The following is a 17255-nucleotide window of genomic DNA, read 5'->3' on the forward strand; positions in this document are numbered from 1 at the left end:
CCCGCGCCGTCATCGCGAGCCGCAGGCGAAGCGATCTACCGTGTCTCGGGTCAAGCGGGTTTGAAGGGCTTTCCGGCTCGGATCATCGCGTTGAGGACGGTGACGAGCTTCCGCAGGACGGCGATGAGGGCGAGCTTGTGGGGTTTGCCGTCGGCGCGCAGGCGGTCGTAGACGGCCGTGAAGGTGGGGTTGTGGCGGCTTGCGGTCAGCGCTGCCATGAACAGCACGTCGCGCAGGGGCTTGCGGCCGCCGGCGATGGCGGCGGCGCGCAGGGCCGAGCCGCTGTGGCGGGTGATGGGGGCGACGCCCACGAGGGCGGCGACGGTGCGGCGGTTGAGGGTGCCGATCTCGGGCAGCCAGGCGAGGACGGCCTGACAGGCGCGCGGGCCGACGCCCTTGCACGAGCGCAGCAGGGCGGCCTTGCGGGCGAGGTCGGCGTCGGCGGCGATGGCGGCGTCGAGGGCTTGGGTCATCGCGGCGATCTGCGCCTCGATCACGGCGAGGCAGGCCGCGATCGAGGCGCGCACGGCCGGGCTCTCGGCGCGCTCGGCCCGGCAGCGCTCGGCGTGGCGCTGGTCCTTGAGCTGGGTGAGGCGGGCCATCAGCTCGGCCAGGGCGCGCTGGGCCGGGCTGGGCGGGGGCACGGCGGCCTCGTCTGCGGTGAAGGCGGCCAGCCCCGCCAGGACGGCGGCGTCGATCCGGTCGGTCTTGGCCAGCCGGCCCGTGGCGCGGGCGAACGCGCGGGCGCGGTTGGGGTGGAGGCGGCGGATCGGCAGACCGAGGCTCTGGGCGGCGGCCAGCAGCGGGCGCTCGTAGCCGCCGGTGGGCTCGTAGGCGAGGGCGGCGCAGGCGGCGGGCGCCCAGGGGCCGGCGAACGCCGCCGCCAGGGCCTCGGGGGTGTTGGCGGTGCGCAGGCTGCGGCCGGTGGTGTCGGCGAGATCGACCCAGGCCTTGGACACGTCGGCGCCGACGAAGCGGGCCGCAGGCGAGGGAGCGGGGGACGGAGCAGGCGGCGTGGGGAAGGGCGTGGGGAAGGGCGTGGCGGGGGACGTTCCGGCGCGGGACGTTGCGCTGGGCTGGACGGAGGCTACCATGGCGAGACCTTTCGCGAGAGAGGCGAGGTCCTCTGGCACCGGATCGTAGGCTCGGGCTGCTCCCGCTCTACCGTTCGTGCTCAAGACCGCGGAGGGACGGCCGGCGGATCCAGATTGCTTGCGACCTCGCGGTCCACCCAGGAGCGATCTCGCCGGCCGCCCTCCATCATCGGTCCGACCGGTCAACCGGCAAACCGATGGAGATGACGTACGACCCAGGGCTGCGCGCGGTTTGAGACGGTGGCGCCCCTGGATTGCTTCGCTCCGCTCGCGAAGTCGGCAGAGCGGCGATCCCGAACCATCGAACCGGAAACCGTGTCAGCCCGGCGGCGCAACCTCACAGGCCCGTGAACGGCCTCTTGCCGCCGTCGAACCCCGTATGCGACGAGTGTCGTCGTGGCCGCGGAGCCCGCCCGATTCGCGTTCGGGGCGGGGATCCACAAAATCAGGCCGAATACGGGAGGAGACACCATGCGGATGTTGAGGGCGGCCGCCCTGGCCGGTGCCGTGCTGCTCGGCGGCCTGAGCGCCCTGCGCGCCGAGGTGAACGAGGTGCGCATCACCCGCCAGCCGAGCATCGTCTACCTGCCGCTCGTGGTGATGCAGGAGGCCAAGCTGCTGGAGAAGCAGGCCGAGGCCGCCGGGCTCGGGCCGCTGAAGGTCACGTGGACCACCATGAACAGCGGCGGCGCCTCCACCGACGCCCTGCTCGCCGGCAACATCGACATGGTCACCAGCGGCTGCTCGAACCTGCTGCTGCTGTGGGACCGCACCAAGGGCGAGGTGAAGGGCGTCGCGGGCGCCTCGGCGATCCCGATGGTGCTCGTCACCCGCAACCCGGCGGTGAAGACCATCGCCGACTTCACCGAGAAGGACCGGATCGCGGTGCCGACACTGAAGGTGTCGATGCAGGCGACCGCCCTCAAGCTCGCCGCCGAGAAGACCTTCGGGGATGCCGGCCGCGACAAGCTCGACCCGCTCACCGTGCAGCTCGGCCATCCCGACGCCACCGCTGCGGTGCTGAGCCCCAACCACGAGATCAACAGCCACTTCTCGCTGCCGCCCTACCTGAACCAGGAGCTGGCCGATCCCCGGGTGCACAAGGTGCTCGACTCGGCCGACGTGGTCGGCGGTCCGCTCTCGAACGGCGTGGTGTTCTCGACCCGCAAGTTCAGCGACGCCAACCCGAAGACCATGGCCGCCTTCCGCGCCGCGCTGGAGGAGGCGATCCAGCTCATCAAGACCGACCCGCGCAAGGCCTCGGAACTTTACCTCGCCAGCACCAAGGAAAAGTTCACCCCCGAGGAGCTGACGGCGATGATCACCGCCCCGGGCGTGGTCTACTCCACCACCCCCTACAACACCGAGAAGGTGGCCGACCTGTTCGCCCGCTCCGGCCTGATGAAGACCAAGCCGAAGGGCTGGAAGGACTACTTCTTCCCGGCGGTCCACGACCTGCCCGGCACCTGACGTCCGGGGCGCCGCGACGGCGCGGCCAAACCGTGCTAAGGGCTCGCGCCGGCTCCGGATCCGGGGCCGGCGGACCCGCTTTGCGAGCGGATGGAGACCGGGACCGGGTGCGTTGAAGAAGGCCTACGTCAAGTCCTACGGCTGCCAGATGAACGCCTACGACGCGGCCCGCATGGCCGACGTGCTGGGCGCGGAGGGGTTCTCAGCTACCGACTCGGTGGAGGAGGCCGACGTGGTGGTGCTCAACACCTGCCACATCCGCGAGAAGGCGGCCGAGAAGGTCTATTCCGAGCTCGGCCGGCTGCGGGTGCTGAAGGGCGAGCGCAAGGCCCGCGGGCTGGACACCCGGATCGTCGTGGCGGGCTGCGTCGCGCAGGCCGAGGGCGCCGAGATCCAGGCCCGACAGCCCGCCGTCGACGTGGTGGTCGGCCCGCAGAGCTATCACCGCCTGCCGGAGTTGCTGGCCCGCTCGCGCGAGCGACGGGTGGTCGACACCGAGTTCCCGGTCGAGGACAAGTTCGACCACCTGCCGGCCCGGCGCGGCCTGGGCGCCAGCGCCTTCCTCACCGTGCAGGAGGGTTGCGACAAGTTCTGCGCGTTCTGCGTGGTGCCCTACACCCGCGGCGCCGAGGTCTCGCGCCCGGTGGCCGCCGTGCTGGCCGAGGCCGGGAAGCTGGCCGCCGGCGGGGTCCGCGAGGTCACGCTGATCGGCCAGAACGTCAACGCCTATCACGGCGCGGGCGCGGACGGCGCGGCGACCGGCCTCGCCGACCTCGTCCGGGCGGTGGCCGCGATCCCCGGCATCGCCCGGATCCGCTACACAACGAGCCACCCGAACGACTTCGACGACGCCCTGGTCCGGGCGCACGCCGAGGTGCCGGCCTTGATGCCCTACCTGCACCTGCCGGTGCAGTCGGGCTCGGACCGGATCCTCGCGGCGATGAACCGGCGGCACACGGCCGACGCCTACCGGCGCCTGATCGACCAGGTGCGCGCGGCGCGCCCCGACATCGCCCTGTCCTCGGACTTCATCGTCGGCTTCCCCGGTGAGACCGACGCGGACTTCGCCGAGACCCTGCGGCTCGTGCGCGACATCGGCTTCGAGAGCGCCTTCTCGTTCAAGTACAGCCCCCGCCCCGGCACGCCCGCGGCCGAGCGCGCCGACGGGGTGCCGGAATCCGTCATGTCCGCCCGGCTCGCCGAGCTTCAGGGGCTGCTCGACGCGCGGCGCCACGCCTATCAGCGGGCGGCGGTGGGGCAGGTCTTCGACGTGCTGGTGGAGAAGCGCGGACGGCACCCGGGGCAGGTCGCGGGCAAGACGCCGCATCTGCTGGCCGTCCAGTTCGACGCGCCCGCGCACCATATCGGGCAGGTCGTGCCGGTCCGGATCACCGAGGCCGGCGCCAACAGCCTGTTCGGCGCCCTCCTCCCGGAGGCCGCGGCGGCGTGAGGGGATCGGCGAGGTCTGGGATGGCGGGGATGCGGGCTTGAGTGTCGCGGACGGCGGGGGCGGACGCGGCGGCGCCCTGAAGGGACGGGGACCGGCCGCAGGGCGGATCGGGCCGGACGAGGCGGTCGAGGTGCCGCTGACCTTCGACGACAACCGCCTCGCCAGCCTCGTCTTCGGCCAGTACGACCAGAACGTCGCCCATATCGAGCGCCGGCTCGACGTGACCGCGACCGCACTCGGCAACCACCTCGTGATCAAGGGCTCGCCCGACGCGGCCGAGAAGGCCCGGCGCGTCTTCCAGAAGCTCTACGCCCGGGTGCGCGGCGGCGGCAGCGCCCTGACGATCGGCGACGTGGACGGGGCGATTCGCGAATCGACCGCCCAGGCCAACCTGTTCCCGGCAGCCGAGGTCTCGGCCGAGGCGGACACGCCGCATTTCGAGCAGATCGCCACCCGCCGCCGCGGCGCGGTGCGGGCCCGCAACGCCGCGCAGGACACCTACATCAAGGCCCTGCGCACCAACGAGCTGGTCTTCGCCGAGGGGCCGGCCGGCACCGGCAAGACCTGGCTCGCGGTGGGCCACGCGGTGTCGTTGCTGGAGCAGGGCCACGCCGAGCGGCTGATTCTGTCGCGCCCGGCGGTCGAGGCCGGCGAGCGGCTGGGCTTCCTGCCCGGCGACATGCGCGAGAAGGTCGATCCCTATCTCCGGCCGATCTACGACGCCCTCTACGACTTCATGGAGGCGCGCCACGTCGACCGCGGCCTCCAGACCGGGGTGATCGAGATCGCGCCGCTGGCCTTCATGCGCGGGCGCACGCTGACCAACGCGGTGGTGCTGCTCGACGAGGCGCAGAACACCACCTCGATGCAGATGAAGATGTTCCTCACCCGCCTCGGCGAAGGCTCGCGGATGATCGTCACCGGCGACCCGTCCCAGATCGACCTGCCGCCGGGCCAGAAGTCCGGCCTCGTCGAGGCGGTGAACGTGCTCGACGGCGTCGAGGGCATCGGCCGGGTGACCTTCAAGGACGTGGACGTGGTGCGCCACGACCTCGTCCGCCGCATCGTCACGGCCTACGAGCGCGCCTCGCACAGCGAGGCGGAGGCCGACCGCAACCCGAACCCGCGGCGCCGGCCGCTGGCGTGAAGAGACCGAGCATCCTGCGGTTCAGGTCGTGACGAAGCGGTTCGCCAGATGGTGCATCGTCCGGGCGACATCCGGAACGAAGAATTGCGCTTCCCAGATCGCACCGTGCGCGATCGCATTCCGCCCTTCGTAATATTGCTTCGACGTTGCATAATCCCCGCGTCCCTTATCGGTCAGCACCTCGACTTTGGACAGGAGAGGAATGTCGCGCACGGGCAGGCGGGACCAAGCCTGCCAGACGCGCCTGTCCGCCCAGGATGCGGACGGGTCGGCACGTCCCCTGAGCAGGGTGTCGATGGCCGCATTCACCGCAGCCTCGTAGCGGGTGAACAGATAGAGGAAATAGGCTTGATCGTTGCGCTGCCTCGCCTGTGCAGCGCGATCGAATGCAGCGTCGTCGTCGGCCTGGAATGCGGTCCGCTCCGCGTCCGCGAACGCCGTGTCGGCCAGCGCATACTGATCGGCGATCTCCAGGAAGATGCTCATTGCAGGCTGGCGCGCAGCAAGGCCCTGAACGAGTCGGCCGTCAGAGGCGTGGACTGGTGCCCGGCGTTCGGATCATAGAGCTGCCAATCGCTCGATTGCGACAACGGTTCGGACCGATCGACCAGAATGGGCGCCGCCGATCGCGTGATCAGATCGATCCGGCCATTGGCGCCGATGACCCATAATCCTTTGGGTTGGAACCGCATCACCCGCTTCGGACCGGCCCGGAATTCGAAGACAGGCATCTGCTGCGCGCCGACATCGAAGCGGCGCATCAATTCCTCCGACATGATCGCCGGTGGCTTGTCTTCGACGGTCAGCTCGGGAAGATCGGACGACGTCGCCCATTCCTGCATCTGGGAGCGCAGGCGGTTCAGCCTTCCGAGCCAGTCATCGACGCGTCGTTCGACGCGATCGTGCCATCGCTCGTGATAGCTTCGTCGCCACGCTTGTTCAGCGTGCATAGAACTCTCGAAGCGATCCTGATCGAAGATCACGATGTCGGCTTCATCCTGAGGATTATCGAGTCTCGACAGGCCCAGGCGGCCCCCATCGTATCCCGCTTCACGCAGAGCGTCCTCCGCAGCCTCCCTTGAGGCGTCGTCGTTCTCGATCTCGAAGCGGCAATCGGCCTCGTTGGCGGCCGCGCCGAGCGTCCGCAGCACCTCCACGACGCGCTTGAGCCTCTCTGTATCGAGGTGGAGAGGCTGCTGATCGCTCATGGCCGCGCGCCTTACCGCATTTTGCACCGCAGGTCGTCACGAAACGTGATAGAGGATCTGAAAGATGCCTCGGCAGAGCCCGGAGTGAACCGGGCCGATGACGGAAGGCTGCTCTCACCGCCATGGCCGACAACGAGATCGACATCGCCGTTGAAGACGCGCAGTGGGAAGAAGCCGTGCCGGACCTCGAAGCCCTGGTGACCCGCGCCGTCGAGGCCGGCCTCGCCGCGGCGCCCGACGCGCCGGAGGGGCCGGTCGAGATCAGCGTGCTGCTCGCCGACGACGCGACCGTGCAGGACCTCAACCGCACGTGGCGCGGCCAGGACAAGCCGACCAACGTGCTGTCCTTCCCCGCCGCCGCCCAGCCGCGTCATGCGGAGGCCGCGACGCCGCTCGGCGACGTGGTCCTTGCCTATGAGACGCTGGTGCGCGAGAGTGCCGAGCAGTCGAAGCCGCTTCAGAATCACCTCGCGCACCTCCTCGTCCATGGGACGCTGCACCTTCTCGGACAGGACCACGAGACCGGCGAGGCCGAGGCCGACGCGATGGAAGCCCTTGAGGTCGCGGCTCTCGCGACGCTCGGCATCCCCGATCCCTACGTGGACGGTCCCTGAACGGCGCGACACTCTTCTTCCCCAGAACAGAGAGACATGACCAACGATCGAAGTCGCGGCGCGGCCCAGGCCGCGTCCGGTATGGCCGAGGGCGAGGCGCCGCCGCGCGAGCCCTGGTACGACCGCCTCCTCCAGGCCCTGCACCTGAAGCCGCGGGAGACCCTGCGCGAGGGGCTGGAAGAGGCCCTGGCGGAGCCCGACGCGGGCGAGGACGCGCTCTCGCCGCTCGAGCGGGCGATGCTCAAGAACGTGCTCGGCCTGCACAAGGTGCGCGTCGACGACGTGATGGTGCCGCGGGCCGACATCGTCGCCGTCTCCCACCACATCTCCCTCGGCGACCTGCTCAAGCAGTTCCGCGCCGCCGGCCATTCCCGCCTGCCGGTCTACGGCGAGACGCTGGATGATCCCCGCGGCATGGTCCACATCCGCGACCTCGTCGACCACATCGCCGCCCGCGCGGAGGCGGCCCCCCGCCGGCCGGTCAACGGTGCGGCCAAGCCGGCCGAGGTCCGATCGGCCGAGGCCCGATCGTCCGAAGCGAAGACGCCCGAAGCCGGGCCGCTCGACGGGCAGGCCGGCGCCGCGGCCGACGGGGCGGGAACCCGCGCGCGCCGCGCCGCCGCGCGCCTGCCCCGCGGCCTCGATCTCGGCAAGGTCGATCTCACCACCACGCTGGTGGCCGCGCGCATCCAGCGCCCGGTCCTGTTCGTGCCGCCCTCCATGCCGGCCATCGACCTGATGGTGCGGATGCAGGCGACGCGCACGCACATGGCCCTCGTCATCGACGAGTACGGCGGCACCGACGGCCTGATCTCGATCGAGGACCTGATCGAGGTCGTGGTCGGCGACATCGAGGACGAGCACGATGTCGCCGAGGACAAGCACGTCCAGCGCGTCGAGGGCGAGGGCGAGGTGTTCGTGGCCGATGCCCGCACGCCGCTCGCCGAGGTCTCGGAGGCGACCGGCGTCGACCTCGCCGCCGCCGTCGGCGAGATGGCCGAGGAGATCGACACGCTCGGCGGCATGATCGTCACGCTGGCCGGCCGGGTCCCGTCCCGCGGCGAGCTGATCGCCGGGCCGGGCGACCTGGAATTCGAGGTGCTCGACGCCGATCCCCGCCGCCTGAAGCGCCTGCGCTTCCACAAGGGCGCCGCCCGCATCACCGCGGTGGTGCCCCTGGCGCTCCCCCCGCCCGCGAGCCCGCCGGTCGCCGAGACGCCGCGCCCGTGACCGCACTGGCCTCGGGGTTCGCCCGTGCCGCCGCGGTGCCGGAGACGGCGCCGCGCGGCCCCCTGCCCCGCCTCGCCGCGCGGGTCGCGCGCCTGACCGGCTGGCGCCGGCTCGGCCTCGCGTGGGTCGCGGGCGCGCTCGGCGCCCTGGCGATGCCGCCCTACGGATGGCTGCCGGCGCTGGCCGTCGCGCTGACGGTCGCCGTGTGGCTCATCGACGGCGCCGCCGCGGACCGGAGCGCGGCGCGGCGCGCCTGGCCGTGCTTCCTCGTCGGCTGGGCCTGGGGCTTCGGCTACCTCACCGCCGGGCTGTGGTGGCTCGGCTCCGCCTTCCTCGTGGAGGCGGACGAGTTCCTGTGGGCGCTGCCGCTCGGCGTGATCGGCCTGCCCTTCGGCCTCGGCCTGTTCTACGGCGCGGGGTTCTCCGCTGCCGGCCTGCTGTGGAGCCGGGGGCCGGCCCGGATCGCGGCGCTCGCCTTCGGGATCGGCGGTGCCGAGTGGCTGCGCGGGCACCTGTTCACCGGCTTCCCCTGGAACGCGCTGGGCCTCGCGCTCGGCCAGAACCTCTGGCTGATGCAGATCGCGGCGGCGATCGGGCTCTACGGCCTGACGGTGCTGGCGGTGCTGGTCTGCGCGGCGCCCGCGACGCTCGCCACCGGCCGCGTCCCGCGCGAGCGCTACGGGCCGAGCGCCGCGGCGGCGATCCTGCTCGCCGCCCTCGCCCTCTACGGCGCCGAGCGGCTCGGGCCCGCCGACCTGTCGGTGACGGGGGTGCGCCTGCGGCTCGTGCAGCCGAACCTGCCCCAGGACGCCAAGTTCCGCCCGGAGAACCGGGAGGACATCGTCGACCGCTACATCGAGCTGAGCCGGCGCCCGCCCGCCTCCGGCGAGCCGGAGCCGACCCACATCGTCTGGCCGGAATCGGCCTTCCCGTTCCTGATCCAGCGCGATCCGGACGCGCTCGCCAGGATCGCCGCCGGGCTGGCGCCGGGCCAGCACCTCGTCACCGGCGCCGCCCGCGCCGACGCGGCCCTGCCGGGCGAGCGGCCGCGGATCTTCAACGCGGTGATGGTGATCGGGGCGGACGGGACGATCACCGACACCTACGACAAGGTCCACCTCGTCCCGTTCGGCGAGTACCTGCCGGGGCCGCTCGACGGGATCCTGCGGGCGCTCGGCCTGCGCCAGTTCGTGGCGATCCCCGGCGGCTTCTCCGCCGGATCGCTCGCCGGCCAGCGCATCCTCGCCGTGCCCGGCCTGCCGCCGGTGGCGGCGACCATCTGCTACGAGGCGATCTTCCCGGGGGCGATCCTGCCGGCTGGGCGGGCCGCCCCTTCCGCCGACCCGCCGGGCCTGATCCTGAACGTCACCAACGACGCGTGGTTCGGCGACACGCCGGGGCCCCGCCAGCACCTCGCCCAGGCGCGGCTGCGCGCCGTCGAGGAGGGGCTGCCGCTGGTGCGCGACGCCAACACCGGGATCTCGGCGGTGATCGACCCGCACGGGCGGATCACCGCCCGCACCCCCCTCGACACCGAGACGTGGCTCGACGCCGACCTCCCGGCCCGGATCGTCGGCGGCACGCTCTACGGCCAGTTCGGGGACGCGGCCTTCGTGCTGATGCTCGCCGCCTGCCTCGGCGGCGCCGTCGTCGGCCGGCGGCCGGCGTGACCGGCGGCAGGGCCGCCCCGGGCCGGCTGGTGCTCGGGCTCGCGCTGATGCTGGTCGCGTTCAACCTGCGTCCGGCGCTGAGCACGGTCGGGCCGCTGCTCGGCCAGATCCGGGAGACGACCGGGCTCTCGGCGGCGGGGGCGGCGGCGCTCACCACCCTGCCGGTGATCTGCCTCGGGCTCGCCTGCGCCCTGGTCGGCTGGGTGATCCGGCGGCTCGGACCCGATCTCGGGGTGCTCGCCGGGATGGTGATCGTCGCCGCGGGCCTGGGGTTGCGCGGCCTCGGCGGCCTCTGGCCCCTGTTCCTCGGCAGCGCCCTGGCGGCGGTGGGGATCGGCTTCGCCAACGTGCTCCTGCCGGCGCTGGTCAAGCGCGACTTCGCCCGCAGCAGCGGCCCGATGACCGGGCTCTACACCATGACCCTGTGCCTCGGCGCGGCGGCGGGCGCCGGGGCGGCGGTGCCGGTGGAGCACGCGGTCGGCGGCTGGCCGGCGGCGCTCGCGGTATGGGCGCTGCCCGCCCTCGTGGCGGCGCTGGCCTGGGCGCCCTACGCGCGGCGCGGCGGTCCGGCCCGGGCGCCGGAGGCCGGCCGGCTGCTGCGCGACCCGCTGGCGTGGTGGGTCACCGCCTTCATGGGGCTGCAATCGTCGCTGGCCTACATCCTGTTCGGCTGGCTGCCGCTGCTGCTCCAGGGGCGCGGCCTCCCGGCCCTCGATGCCGGCCTCTACGCCTCGCTGGTCACCCTGAACCAAGCGCCCGGCGCGCTGATCACCGCCACGCTCGCCGCCCGCGCCCGCGACCAGCGCCGCTGGGTGGTCGGCATCCCGGCGCTGACGGCCGCCGCCTTCCTGGTCCTCGCCTTCGGCTCGGAAACCCTGCGGATCCCGGCGGCCTGCGCCCTGGGCTTCGGCGTCGGCGGGTGCTTCGGGCTGGCGCTGTCCCTCATCGTCCTGCGCGCCGCCGACGCCGCGAGCGCGGCGGGCCTCTCGGCGATGGCGCAGGGCATCGGCTACTTCTTCGCGAGCCTCGGCCCGCTGGCCTTCGGCCTCGCCCACGAGGCGACCGACGGCTGGGGCTTGGCCGGGCTGCTGTTCGTCGGCATCACCGCCGCGGCGGTCGTCGCCGGCCTGCCGGCCGGGCGCGCCCGCACCGTCTCGGCCGCCCGGCGGGATTGATTCCGACCGACCCGTTTGCGTCCGTCGGCGTGAACGGTGCGGAGCGTCGCGCGCCGCGTCCGGCGGCGCCCGGCAGACCCCGCGGCGATGTCCCCGACGCCGTTCAGGCGGCCCCGCGCCCGCCCCGCCCCGTGGGCGGCGCCATCAGCCGGTCGACCGCCCGCTCGACCTTCGCGCGGCCGCCGTAATGGATCATGTGGCCGAGGCCCGGCAGGACGGTCAGGCGACTGCCGGGCAGAGCCGCGTGCAGGCGCATCGACTGCGCCGCCGGGTCGACGATTCCGTCGGCGTCGCCGGTCAGGATCTCGACCGGCAGCGTCAGGCGGGGATAGACGGTCTGGAGCCACGCCGCCGTCGCGTTCAGCGCCGCGGCGTCCTCGGCCACGGCGCGCAACTGGGTCGGCGCCGCCGCGATCTCGACGGGAAACCGCGCGGTGAAGCGCGCCGGGACCGGCTGCGGCCGGAAGACCTGCCGGAACGACTGCTCGGCGAGCGCCCGGTTCACCGGCCCCGGCACCGCCGCCCGGGCCGCGTCGCCGAGGATCGGCACGGCGAACGGCTTGGCCAGCGTCACGTCGGCGCGGAGCTGCGGGAAGTAGTAGCCCGCCAGCAGCACGAGGCCGCGCAGGTCGCGCCGGCCCTCCGCGGCCAGGGCGAGCGCCACCAGCGTGCCCCAGGAATGGCCGAGGACGAGGGGCCGCTCGACGTTCAGGGCGTCGAGCACCCGGCCGACCAGCGCCGCCTGCGCCGCGGCGGTCCAGGCGCGCAGGCGCGGCCGGTCGGTGCGGCCGAAGCCCGGCCGGTCGAGGGCGATCACCCGGTAGCGCTCGGCGAGGCGGTCGATCAGGCCGCAGATCGCGTAGTCCTCGGCCATCGTGCCGTTGCCGTGGATCAGCACCACCGGCCGCCCGCGCCCGCGCACGATCACGTGCACCCGCAGCCCGTCGACGGTCACGAACCGCCCGGCGGGCGCCCGCTCGGTCCGAGCCGGCCGCGGCTCCGCCGCGCGGGACGCGGCCAGGGCGGCCTTCGCGGTCTGCCGCATCGCCGTCTCCGCCGCCCGCGCGGCGGCTTTGAGGGTCCGGCCGGCCTGGGCGGCGCTGCGGCGGGCGAGGCGGCGCACCTTGCGGTTCGGGACGAGCGGGAACAGGGCGGCCTCCGTGGAGCCGCGCGATCGCGTCGCGACCGCGCGGGACGCGGGTTTCGTCGTCGGCACGCGCCGCCGGATCGGCTCCGGCGGGGCGGCCGGTCCTACGCCGGCGCGCCCGGATTGTCATACCCGGTCCAGCCGCGCTCGGCCCCGGAACCCGGCCGATGCAAGCGCCGTGCGACGGCGGTCCGCCCGTGCGGCCCCGGAATGACGGTGGTGGTGGATCGCAACCGAGGTGGCCCGGCGTTAACCCGGGTTCGGAGCCCTGCCGGGCAGACCCCGTCGCTTGACGCCGCACCGCCCGGCCTCGAAGGATGCCTCCATGGCGGACGAAGGAGCCATCACCGGCTGCAACGTCTTCGTGGACGGCTCGGGCGCGGATGCGGAGATCGCCGCTCTGGTGGCACGGGCGCTCGCCCTTCCCACAGCCGCGGCGCTGACGGATGCGTCCACGTTCGAGGCGCAGGAAGCCGCCTGGGGCGGCAGCGGCTGGGTGCGCGCCCACCGGTTGGAAGCGGAGAGCGAGTTCCGCGTCGTTCTCGACATCGTGCTGTACCGCGAGAGCCTGGATACGACGGTCTTCCCGGCCTTGGCGCGGCAGCATGGCCTGACGGTCGCCTGGGACGCCGCTCCCGGGATCGAGCACGACTGGCACTTCCATGTCGCCTATCCCGACGGCCGTCTCCTGATCCGGTGGTTCACGTTCGAGGAAACCGACAGCAGCTATGCCGTGCGCACGGCGCCGCCCCTGCAAACCGACGACCGCCCGTAGCCACGATTCGCGCGGCAGGTCGCGTCTCACGCCGCCCCGTCCTGCTGCTCGCGCACCCAGCGCCAGAACGGATCGCTCGAAGTCTCGGCAAGCGCGTCGGGAACCTCGCCCAGGATCTCCGCCGCCGTACGGGGGACCGGGACCGCGAATCGCTCGGCGAGCCAAGCCCTGTAGGCTTCGTTGCGCAAGGTGTCGCGGGGCGGTTCGCCCGGTGCGCCCAGGCCGTCCCCGCTGATCTCCTCGTAGCCGATGGCGAGAAGGCGCAGGAAGTCGAGCGGCGTTCGACCAAGACGGCAGACGAGCCCCTCCGAGCCGAGATGCACGATTTGCTGGCAGCCTTCGTCATCGAGCCAGAACGCCGCGCAGGAGCCGTCGCCGCCCGTTCGGGCGAAGGGGACGAGACGCTCTTCGATGTTCGGAACGATCTCGCCGAACCAATCCCTGCCATTGGAGCGTGCCTGTTCGCCCGTGGCGACCCGAAAGAGGATCGCCGTGACGCGATCCGACTGCACATCGTCCTCCGTGCCCAGCAGGCCCAACCTGTCACCAGGATAGGCTTCGCTCGGCATGAGGAAACCGTTGGCCTCCATCCAGTCGAACAGAGCGTGGAACTCGAACGGGAGCACCATGCTCGGCGGCATCCGGTCCGCCATCTCTTGTGCATATCCCATGCGCGCTCCTGCCCGATCAGCGTCCGCTTCGGGGTTGTCCTCGGTGAACGTCGAATGTCGTAGAAGGGTCGGAAGCCCTCGCGCGACCTAGGCGTCACCAGTCAAGGCACATCTTCCCTAGGTCGAGCCGCCCATTGCGGATAGCGAAGTTGAACCCTCCGAAGTGATCGCCGAACTCGACGTAGTACGGGCTGGGGTCCGGATGGTGATCCACCGACCACGCCGTGCCGCCGATGTGTTCATTCAGGAAGCCTTCCGTCCACTCGTGGACCTCGCCGAAACGCTCATCGTTCTCCAGGCGGCAGTAGGGCCGGTAGCCTTCGCCGACCGGCGTACCCGGCGGGCCGAACGCACGTCCGGCATTGGGATCGTTCTCGCGCGGCCGCCAGCGGATGGCTCGTGTGTAGCCGAGTTCGGCGGCCGGTGGTCCTCCGAGCGTTCTCCAGAGGAAGTCGCCGGACCTGTCGGTGCCCATGCTGCTCATCTTCCAGTAGGTCGCGGCCGCGCCTCTGCTCAGCCAGAGGGGCGTGTGCGACGTCTCGATCAACGGCTCGGGGGGCGTCGAGAGCGGCCCGTCGAACGAGTCCTGCGTGTGCATGATCAGGGCATACGCCTGGTCCAGGATGTCCTGCATGCGGTGAAGACGGGGATGGGTCGGCGCCGCGTCCACCAGAGCGCGTGCGCCGTCCACGATGAAGGGCGAGCCGTCGCAGTGGTCGAACGCGGCGCCGAAAAAGCTGAAGCCGACGATGTCTGGGCCGAAAACGCGATGGTCCTCCGGCAGCAGCAGCGTGAACCCGTGCATCAGGGGATAGCCGCTGTTGGGATCGAGCGGCCATTCGTGCGAGGCGATGCCGGGCGGCAGGCCGAACACCCAGCCGTGCGGGTCGACCTCGCGTTGGACGGGACGCAACAGGATCTCGATGTCGTAGGCCTTCAAGACACCTGCCCCAAACACACGCCCCAAGAATCTGTCGCCGCCGTCACCCACAGGCCGGATCGCATGCGCGCCAATGAAGCGCATCCGGCTGCCGACGGAAACCCACCTCGCCGATCGTGCTCACGCTCCTGATAGGCGGATCTCTCACACCTTGAACGGCCAATGGCAGCTTTCAGGCGAGGACGTCGGGAGTGAGAATGGCTCGGAAGGGTCGAGAACAGCCCCCTTCAGGGCCAGCCGCATCAGGCATTGCCTTCAGTTCCGCACGAGCACGTTCAGGGCCAGGATGTGGTCCATGTCGAACCCGTTGGCCGGCGTCCTGAAGGTCTGGTTCAGGTAGCCGATCTCGAACGTGGACTTCCCGCCGATCGGCAACGCGACCCCGACGAACGTGCGCACCCGGTCGAAACCGGCGCGGCCGCCCCAATCCGTGTCGTTCAGGGCCACGAACACCTCCGACGAGGCGACCGCCGCGACGCCGTTCTTCGCCTCCGTCAGCGGCACGGAAAAGCGCAGGTTCTCGCGCAGCCGGAAGCCCACGTCCCGTCCGTAGGATTGCCAGCGCTGCTCGAAGCGGGTGCGCGAGGAGACCTGCACGCCGCCGATCACGCCGAGCTGCCAGTTGATCTCCTGGAAGCTGCGGTCCTCGAACCGGACGCGGTCGCGCGGGCCGTGGTCCTCGATGCGGGCATAACCCTGGTAGAGCGTGAGATCCGGATTGACCTTCCAGCCGACGGCCGGCCGGAGGAGGAGCTGGTCGAGCTGCGAGATGCCGTTGCCGAAGCGCGGCTGGACTTCGGCGAAGAACGCGGCGTCCCCGAGCGAACCGAACACCGTCGTGTTGAGCCAGAGCTGACCCGGGCGGACGGCCTCGGCGGCGGCCGGCCCCGCCGGTGCCGTCAGGCACAGGGCGGTGAGGCACAGGGCGGTGAGGCTCAGGGCAGTGAGGCACGGGGCGGCGAGCGGGCGCGCGCGGCGTTTCACGATCTACCTCTCAAAGGGGCGCCTCTTGGGGGCCCTCATGGGCGCGCCTCATGGGGGCGCCGGCGCGGCGACACGCGCGACGCCCGGAGCCGGGGTCGATTCTGCGTGTCCGCGATACCCCGTCAAGTCGGATGCGCGCCGCGAGGCCCGGCGCGGGCACCCGAGACGCGCCCTGCACCCCGCGCCCGGCACGACACGCACCGTCTGTCCGTGTAAGCAACGCGCGCGGTCGGGCGTGTCGGGGGCGCCGGCGGGCCGGTGCGGACCGGGCCCGGGAGACGGCGATGCGCGCGGCGAGCGGCGGAGACGAGGCGATCGACGGCCCCGCCGCGTGGCGGCGGCTCGCGGCGGCGACCGCCCTCGGCACGGTCGGCGGCGTCGGCATGTGGTCGGTGGTCGTGGTGCTGCCCGCGGTGCAGGCCGAGTTCGGGGTCGACCGGGCGGCGGCGACCCTGCCCTACACGCTCACCATGATCGGCTTCGCGCTCGGCGGCCTGCTGATGGGCGGCCTCGCCGACCGGTTCGGGGTGGTGCGCCCGCTGATCGTCGGCACGCTCTGCCTCGCCGCCGGCTACGCGCTCAGCGCCCGCGCCACCTCCATCTGGCAGTTCGCCCTCGCGCACGGGGTGCTCGTCGGGGCGCTCGGCAGCTCCGTCGTGTTCGGGCCGCTGATGGCCGACATCTCGTTCTGGTTCCGCCGCCGCCGCGGGCTCGCGGTGGCGGTGTGCGCCTCCGGCAACTACCTCGCGGGCACCGTCTGGCCGCCGCTGGTGGAGCGGGCCGTCGAGCTCTACGGCTGGCGCGCCACGCAGGTCGGCATCGGCCTCGTCTGCCTCGCGGCCATGCCGCCGCTGACGCTGCTGATGCGGGGGCGGGCCCCGCGGGCGGCGGCCGGCGGCCCGGCCGGGCAGCGGGCCGCCCTGTCGCTGTCGCCGGGGGCGGTGCAGGGCTTCCTGGTGGTGGCCGGGATCGCCTGCTGCGTGGCGATGGCGATGCCGCAGGTGCACATCGTCGCCTATTGCAGCGACCTCGGCTACGGCGTCGCCCGCGGGGCGCAGATGCTGTCGCTGATGCTCGGCTTCGGGATCGTCAGCCGGGTCGCCTCGGGCTTCATCGCCGACCGGATCGGCGGGCTCGCCACGCTGCTCGGCGGCGCGCTGCTCCAGGGGACGGCGCTGGCGCTCTACCTCGCCTTCGACGGCGTGACCGCGCTCTACGTGATCTCGGCGCTGTTCGGCCTGTTCCAGGGCGGGATCGTGCCGGCCTACGCGATCATCGTGCGCGAGTACCTGCCCGCCGCGGAGGCGGGCGCGCGCATCGGCGCCGTGCTGATGGCGACGCTGGCGGGCATGGCGCTGGGCGGCTGGCTCACCGGGGCGATCTTCGACGCGACGGGCTCCTACCGGGCCGCCTTCGTCAACGGCCTCGCCTGGAACGCCCTCAACGTGGCGATCGTGCTCTGGCTGATGCACCGCCGCCTGCCGGGTGCCCGCCTCGCCCCGGCCTGACCGGCGGGCGGCGCCGTCCGCGGACGCGCGCCGCGCGAGCGCGACGCGGCGCCGGGCGCTCGCGCGGCGTTCGCGGCGCGCATCCGGCGCCCGCTGTTTGGAATCGCTCTTGAAAAACGGTTGCGCACAATCCAAAGTCGTTCTCGGCGGCAGGCAACAACGCAGCCGCGTC

The 17255-nt window shown here is 72.4% G+C and carries 16 protein-coding genes; 9 read left to right on the forward strand and 7 right to left on the reverse strand.

Annotation, left to right across the window (positions count from 1 at the left end):
- Positions 1-50 precede the first annotated feature (50 nt).
- Positions 51-1094 (reverse strand): IS110 family RNA-guided transposase, encoded by a 1044-nt coding sequence (locus Q8W71_RS07135; RefSeq protein WP_305524651.1) that lies wholly within the window; start codon positions 1092-1094, stop codon positions 51-53.
- A 471-nt stretch (positions 1095-1565) separates the two neighbouring features.
- Between Q8W71_RS07135 and Q8W71_RS07140 the strand changes: the two genes are divergently transcribed.
- The 3 genes from Q8W71_RS07140 (at position 1566) to Q8W71_RS07150 (ending at position 5161) form a co-directional block, all read left to right on the forward strand.
- The gene (locus Q8W71_RS07140) at positions 1566-2564 is read left to right on the forward strand and encodes an ABC transporter substrate-binding protein (protein ID WP_305524652.1); all 999 of its coding nucleotides are present in this window, start codon (positions 1566-1568) and stop codon (positions 2562-2564) included.
- 112 nt (positions 2565-2676) lie between these two features.
- Positions 2677-4014 (forward strand): tRNA (N6-isopentenyl adenosine(37)-C2)-methylthiotransferase MiaB, encoded by a 1338-nt coding sequence (miaB, locus tag Q8W71_RS07145; protein WP_305524653.1) that lies wholly within the window; start codon positions 2677-2679, stop codon positions 4012-4014.
- Positions 4015-4051: 37 nt separating this feature from the next.
- Complete coding sequence (locus Q8W71_RS07150; protein ID WP_305524654.1) at positions 4052-5161, forward strand: PhoH family protein; 1110 nt, start codon at positions 4052-4054, stop codon at positions 5159-5161.
- A gap of 21 nt (positions 5162-5182) precedes the next feature.
- Here the strand turns inward: Q8W71_RS07150 and Q8W71_RS07155 are convergent, their stop codons facing one another.
- Together Q8W71_RS07155 and Q8W71_RS07160 are read right to left on the reverse strand one after the other, a co-directional pair.
- Complete coding sequence (locus tag Q8W71_RS07155; protein ID WP_305524655.1) at positions 5183-5647, reverse strand: hypothetical protein; 465 nt, start codon at positions 5645-5647, stop codon at positions 5183-5185.
- Positions 5644-6369, reverse strand: coding sequence for a hypothetical protein (locus Q8W71_RS07160; RefSeq protein WP_305524656.1), 726 nt, complete (start codon positions 6367-6369; stop codon positions 5644-5646). Before Q8W71_RS07160 ends, Q8W71_RS07155 begins: the two co-directional genes overlap by 4 nt.
- A 122-nt stretch (positions 6370-6491) precedes the next feature.
- On the opposite strand from Q8W71_RS07160, the gene ybeY reads away from it, so the two are divergent.
- The 4 genes from ybeY to Q8W71_RS07180 are packed head-to-tail and all read left to right on the forward strand — an operon-like array spanning position 6492 to position 11058.
- On the forward strand, positions 6492-6983 hold the full coding sequence (ybeY, locus tag Q8W71_RS07165; RefSeq protein WP_305524657.1) for an rRNA maturation RNase YbeY: 492 nt from the start codon (positions 6492-6494) through the stop codon (positions 6981-6983).
- Positions 6984-7019: 36 nt separating this feature from the next.
- A complete protein-coding gene (locus tag Q8W71_RS07170; RefSeq protein WP_305524658.1) occupies positions 7020-8213 on the forward strand; it encodes a CBS domain-containing protein in 1194 nt (397 codons plus the stop codon).
- A complete protein-coding gene (gene lnt, locus Q8W71_RS07175; RefSeq protein WP_370875355.1) occupies positions 8210-9883 on the forward strand; it encodes an apolipoprotein N-acyltransferase in 1674 nt (557 codons plus the stop codon). The genes Q8W71_RS07170 and lnt overlap by 4 nt, the downstream gene beginning before the upstream one ends.
- On the forward strand, positions 9880-11058 hold the full coding sequence (locus Q8W71_RS07180) for an MFS transporter (RefSeq protein WP_305524659.1): 1179 nt from the start codon (positions 9880-9882) through the stop codon (positions 11056-11058). The genes lnt and Q8W71_RS07180 overlap by 4 nt, the downstream gene beginning before the upstream one ends.
- Before the next feature lie 103 nt (positions 11059-11161).
- On the opposite strand, the gene Q8W71_RS07185 is transcribed toward Q8W71_RS07180, so the two are convergent.
- Positions 11162-12274, reverse strand: coding sequence for an alpha/beta fold hydrolase (locus Q8W71_RS07185; protein WP_370875356.1), 1113 nt, complete (start codon positions 12272-12274; stop codon positions 11162-11164).
- Between the two features lie 256 nt (positions 12275-12530).
- Between Q8W71_RS07185 and Q8W71_RS07190 the strand changes: the two genes are divergently transcribed.
- Positions 12531-12980, forward strand: a complete 450-nt coding sequence (locus tag Q8W71_RS07190) for a hypothetical protein (protein ID WP_305524660.1) — start codon at positions 12531-12533, stop codon at positions 12978-12980.
- Between the two features lie 26 nt (positions 12981-13006).
- Here Q8W71_RS07190 and Q8W71_RS07195 read toward each other — a convergent pair whose 3' ends face one another.
- The 3 genes from Q8W71_RS07195 to Q8W71_RS07205 all read right to left on the reverse strand — a co-directional run bounded on the left by Q8W71_RS07195 (position 13007) and on the right by Q8W71_RS07205 (position 15575).
- Entirely contained in the window at positions 13007-13633 is a 627-nt protein-coding gene (locus tag Q8W71_RS07195) for a hypothetical protein (RefSeq protein ID WP_305524661.1), read from the reverse strand.
- 112 nt (positions 13634-13745) lie between these two features.
- A complete protein-coding gene (locus Q8W71_RS07200; protein WP_305524662.1) occupies positions 13746-14591 on the reverse strand; it encodes a hypothetical protein in 846 nt (281 codons plus the stop codon).
- 255 nt (positions 14592-14846) lie between these two features.
- Positions 14847-15575, reverse strand: a complete 729-nt coding sequence (locus tag Q8W71_RS07205) for a DUF2490 domain-containing protein (RefSeq protein WP_305524663.1) — start codon at positions 15573-15575, stop codon at positions 14847-14849.
- A gap of 284 nt (positions 15576-15859) precedes the next feature.
- Here Q8W71_RS07205 and Q8W71_RS07210 point away from each other — a divergent pair, with 284 nt between their 5' ends.
- On the forward strand, positions 15860-17083 hold the full coding sequence (locus Q8W71_RS07210; protein WP_305524664.1) for an MFS transporter: 1224 nt from the start codon (positions 15860-15862) through the stop codon (positions 17081-17083).
- Positions 17084-17255: the final 172 nt, after the last annotated feature.

Origin of the sequence: Methylobacterium amylolyticum (assembly GCF_030700245.1) — a bacterium.
Lineage (GTDB): Bacteria > Pseudomonadota > Alphaproteobacteria > Rhizobiales > Beijerinckiaceae > Methylobacterium.

What these genes read in the sequence shown, in the direction of transcription:
- Q8W71_RS07135 (WP_305524651.1), bottom strand. Translation starts at nt 1,094, where the DNA reads ATGGTAGCCTCCGTCCAGCCCAGCGCAACGTCCCGCGCCGGAACGTCC.
- Q8W71_RS07140 (WP_305524652.1), top strand. Translation starts at nt 1,566, where the DNA reads ATGCGGATGTTGAGGGCGGCCGCCCTGGCCGGTGCCGTGCTGCTCGGC.
- Q8W71_RS07155 (WP_305524655.1), bottom strand. Translation starts at nt 5,647, where the DNA reads ATGAGCATCTTCCTGGAGATCGCCGATCAGTATGCGCTGGCCGACACG.
- Q8W71_RS07160 (WP_305524656.1), bottom strand. Translation starts at nt 6,369, where the DNA reads ATGAGCGATCAGCAGCCTCTCCACCTCGATACAGAGAGGCTCAAGCGC.
- ybeY (WP_305524657.1), top strand. Translation starts at nt 6,492, where the DNA reads ATGGCCGACAACGAGATCGACATCGCCGTTGAAGACGCGCAGTGGGAA.
- Q8W71_RS07170 (WP_305524658.1), top strand. Translation starts at nt 7,020, where the DNA reads ATGACCAACGATCGAAGTCGCGGCGCGGCCCAGGCCGCGTCCGGTATG.
- Q8W71_RS07190 (WP_305524660.1), top strand. Translation starts at nt 12,531, where the DNA reads ATGGCGGACGAAGGAGCCATCACCGGCTGCAACGTCTTCGTGGACGGC.
- Q8W71_RS07195 (WP_305524661.1), bottom strand. Translation starts at nt 13,633, where the DNA reads ATGGCGGACCGGATGCCGCCGAGCATGGTGCTCCCGTTCGAGTTCCAC.
- Q8W71_RS07210 (WP_305524664.1), top strand. Translation starts at nt 15,860, where the DNA reads ATGCGCGCGGCGAGCGGCGGAGACGAGGCGATCGACGGCCCCGCCGCG.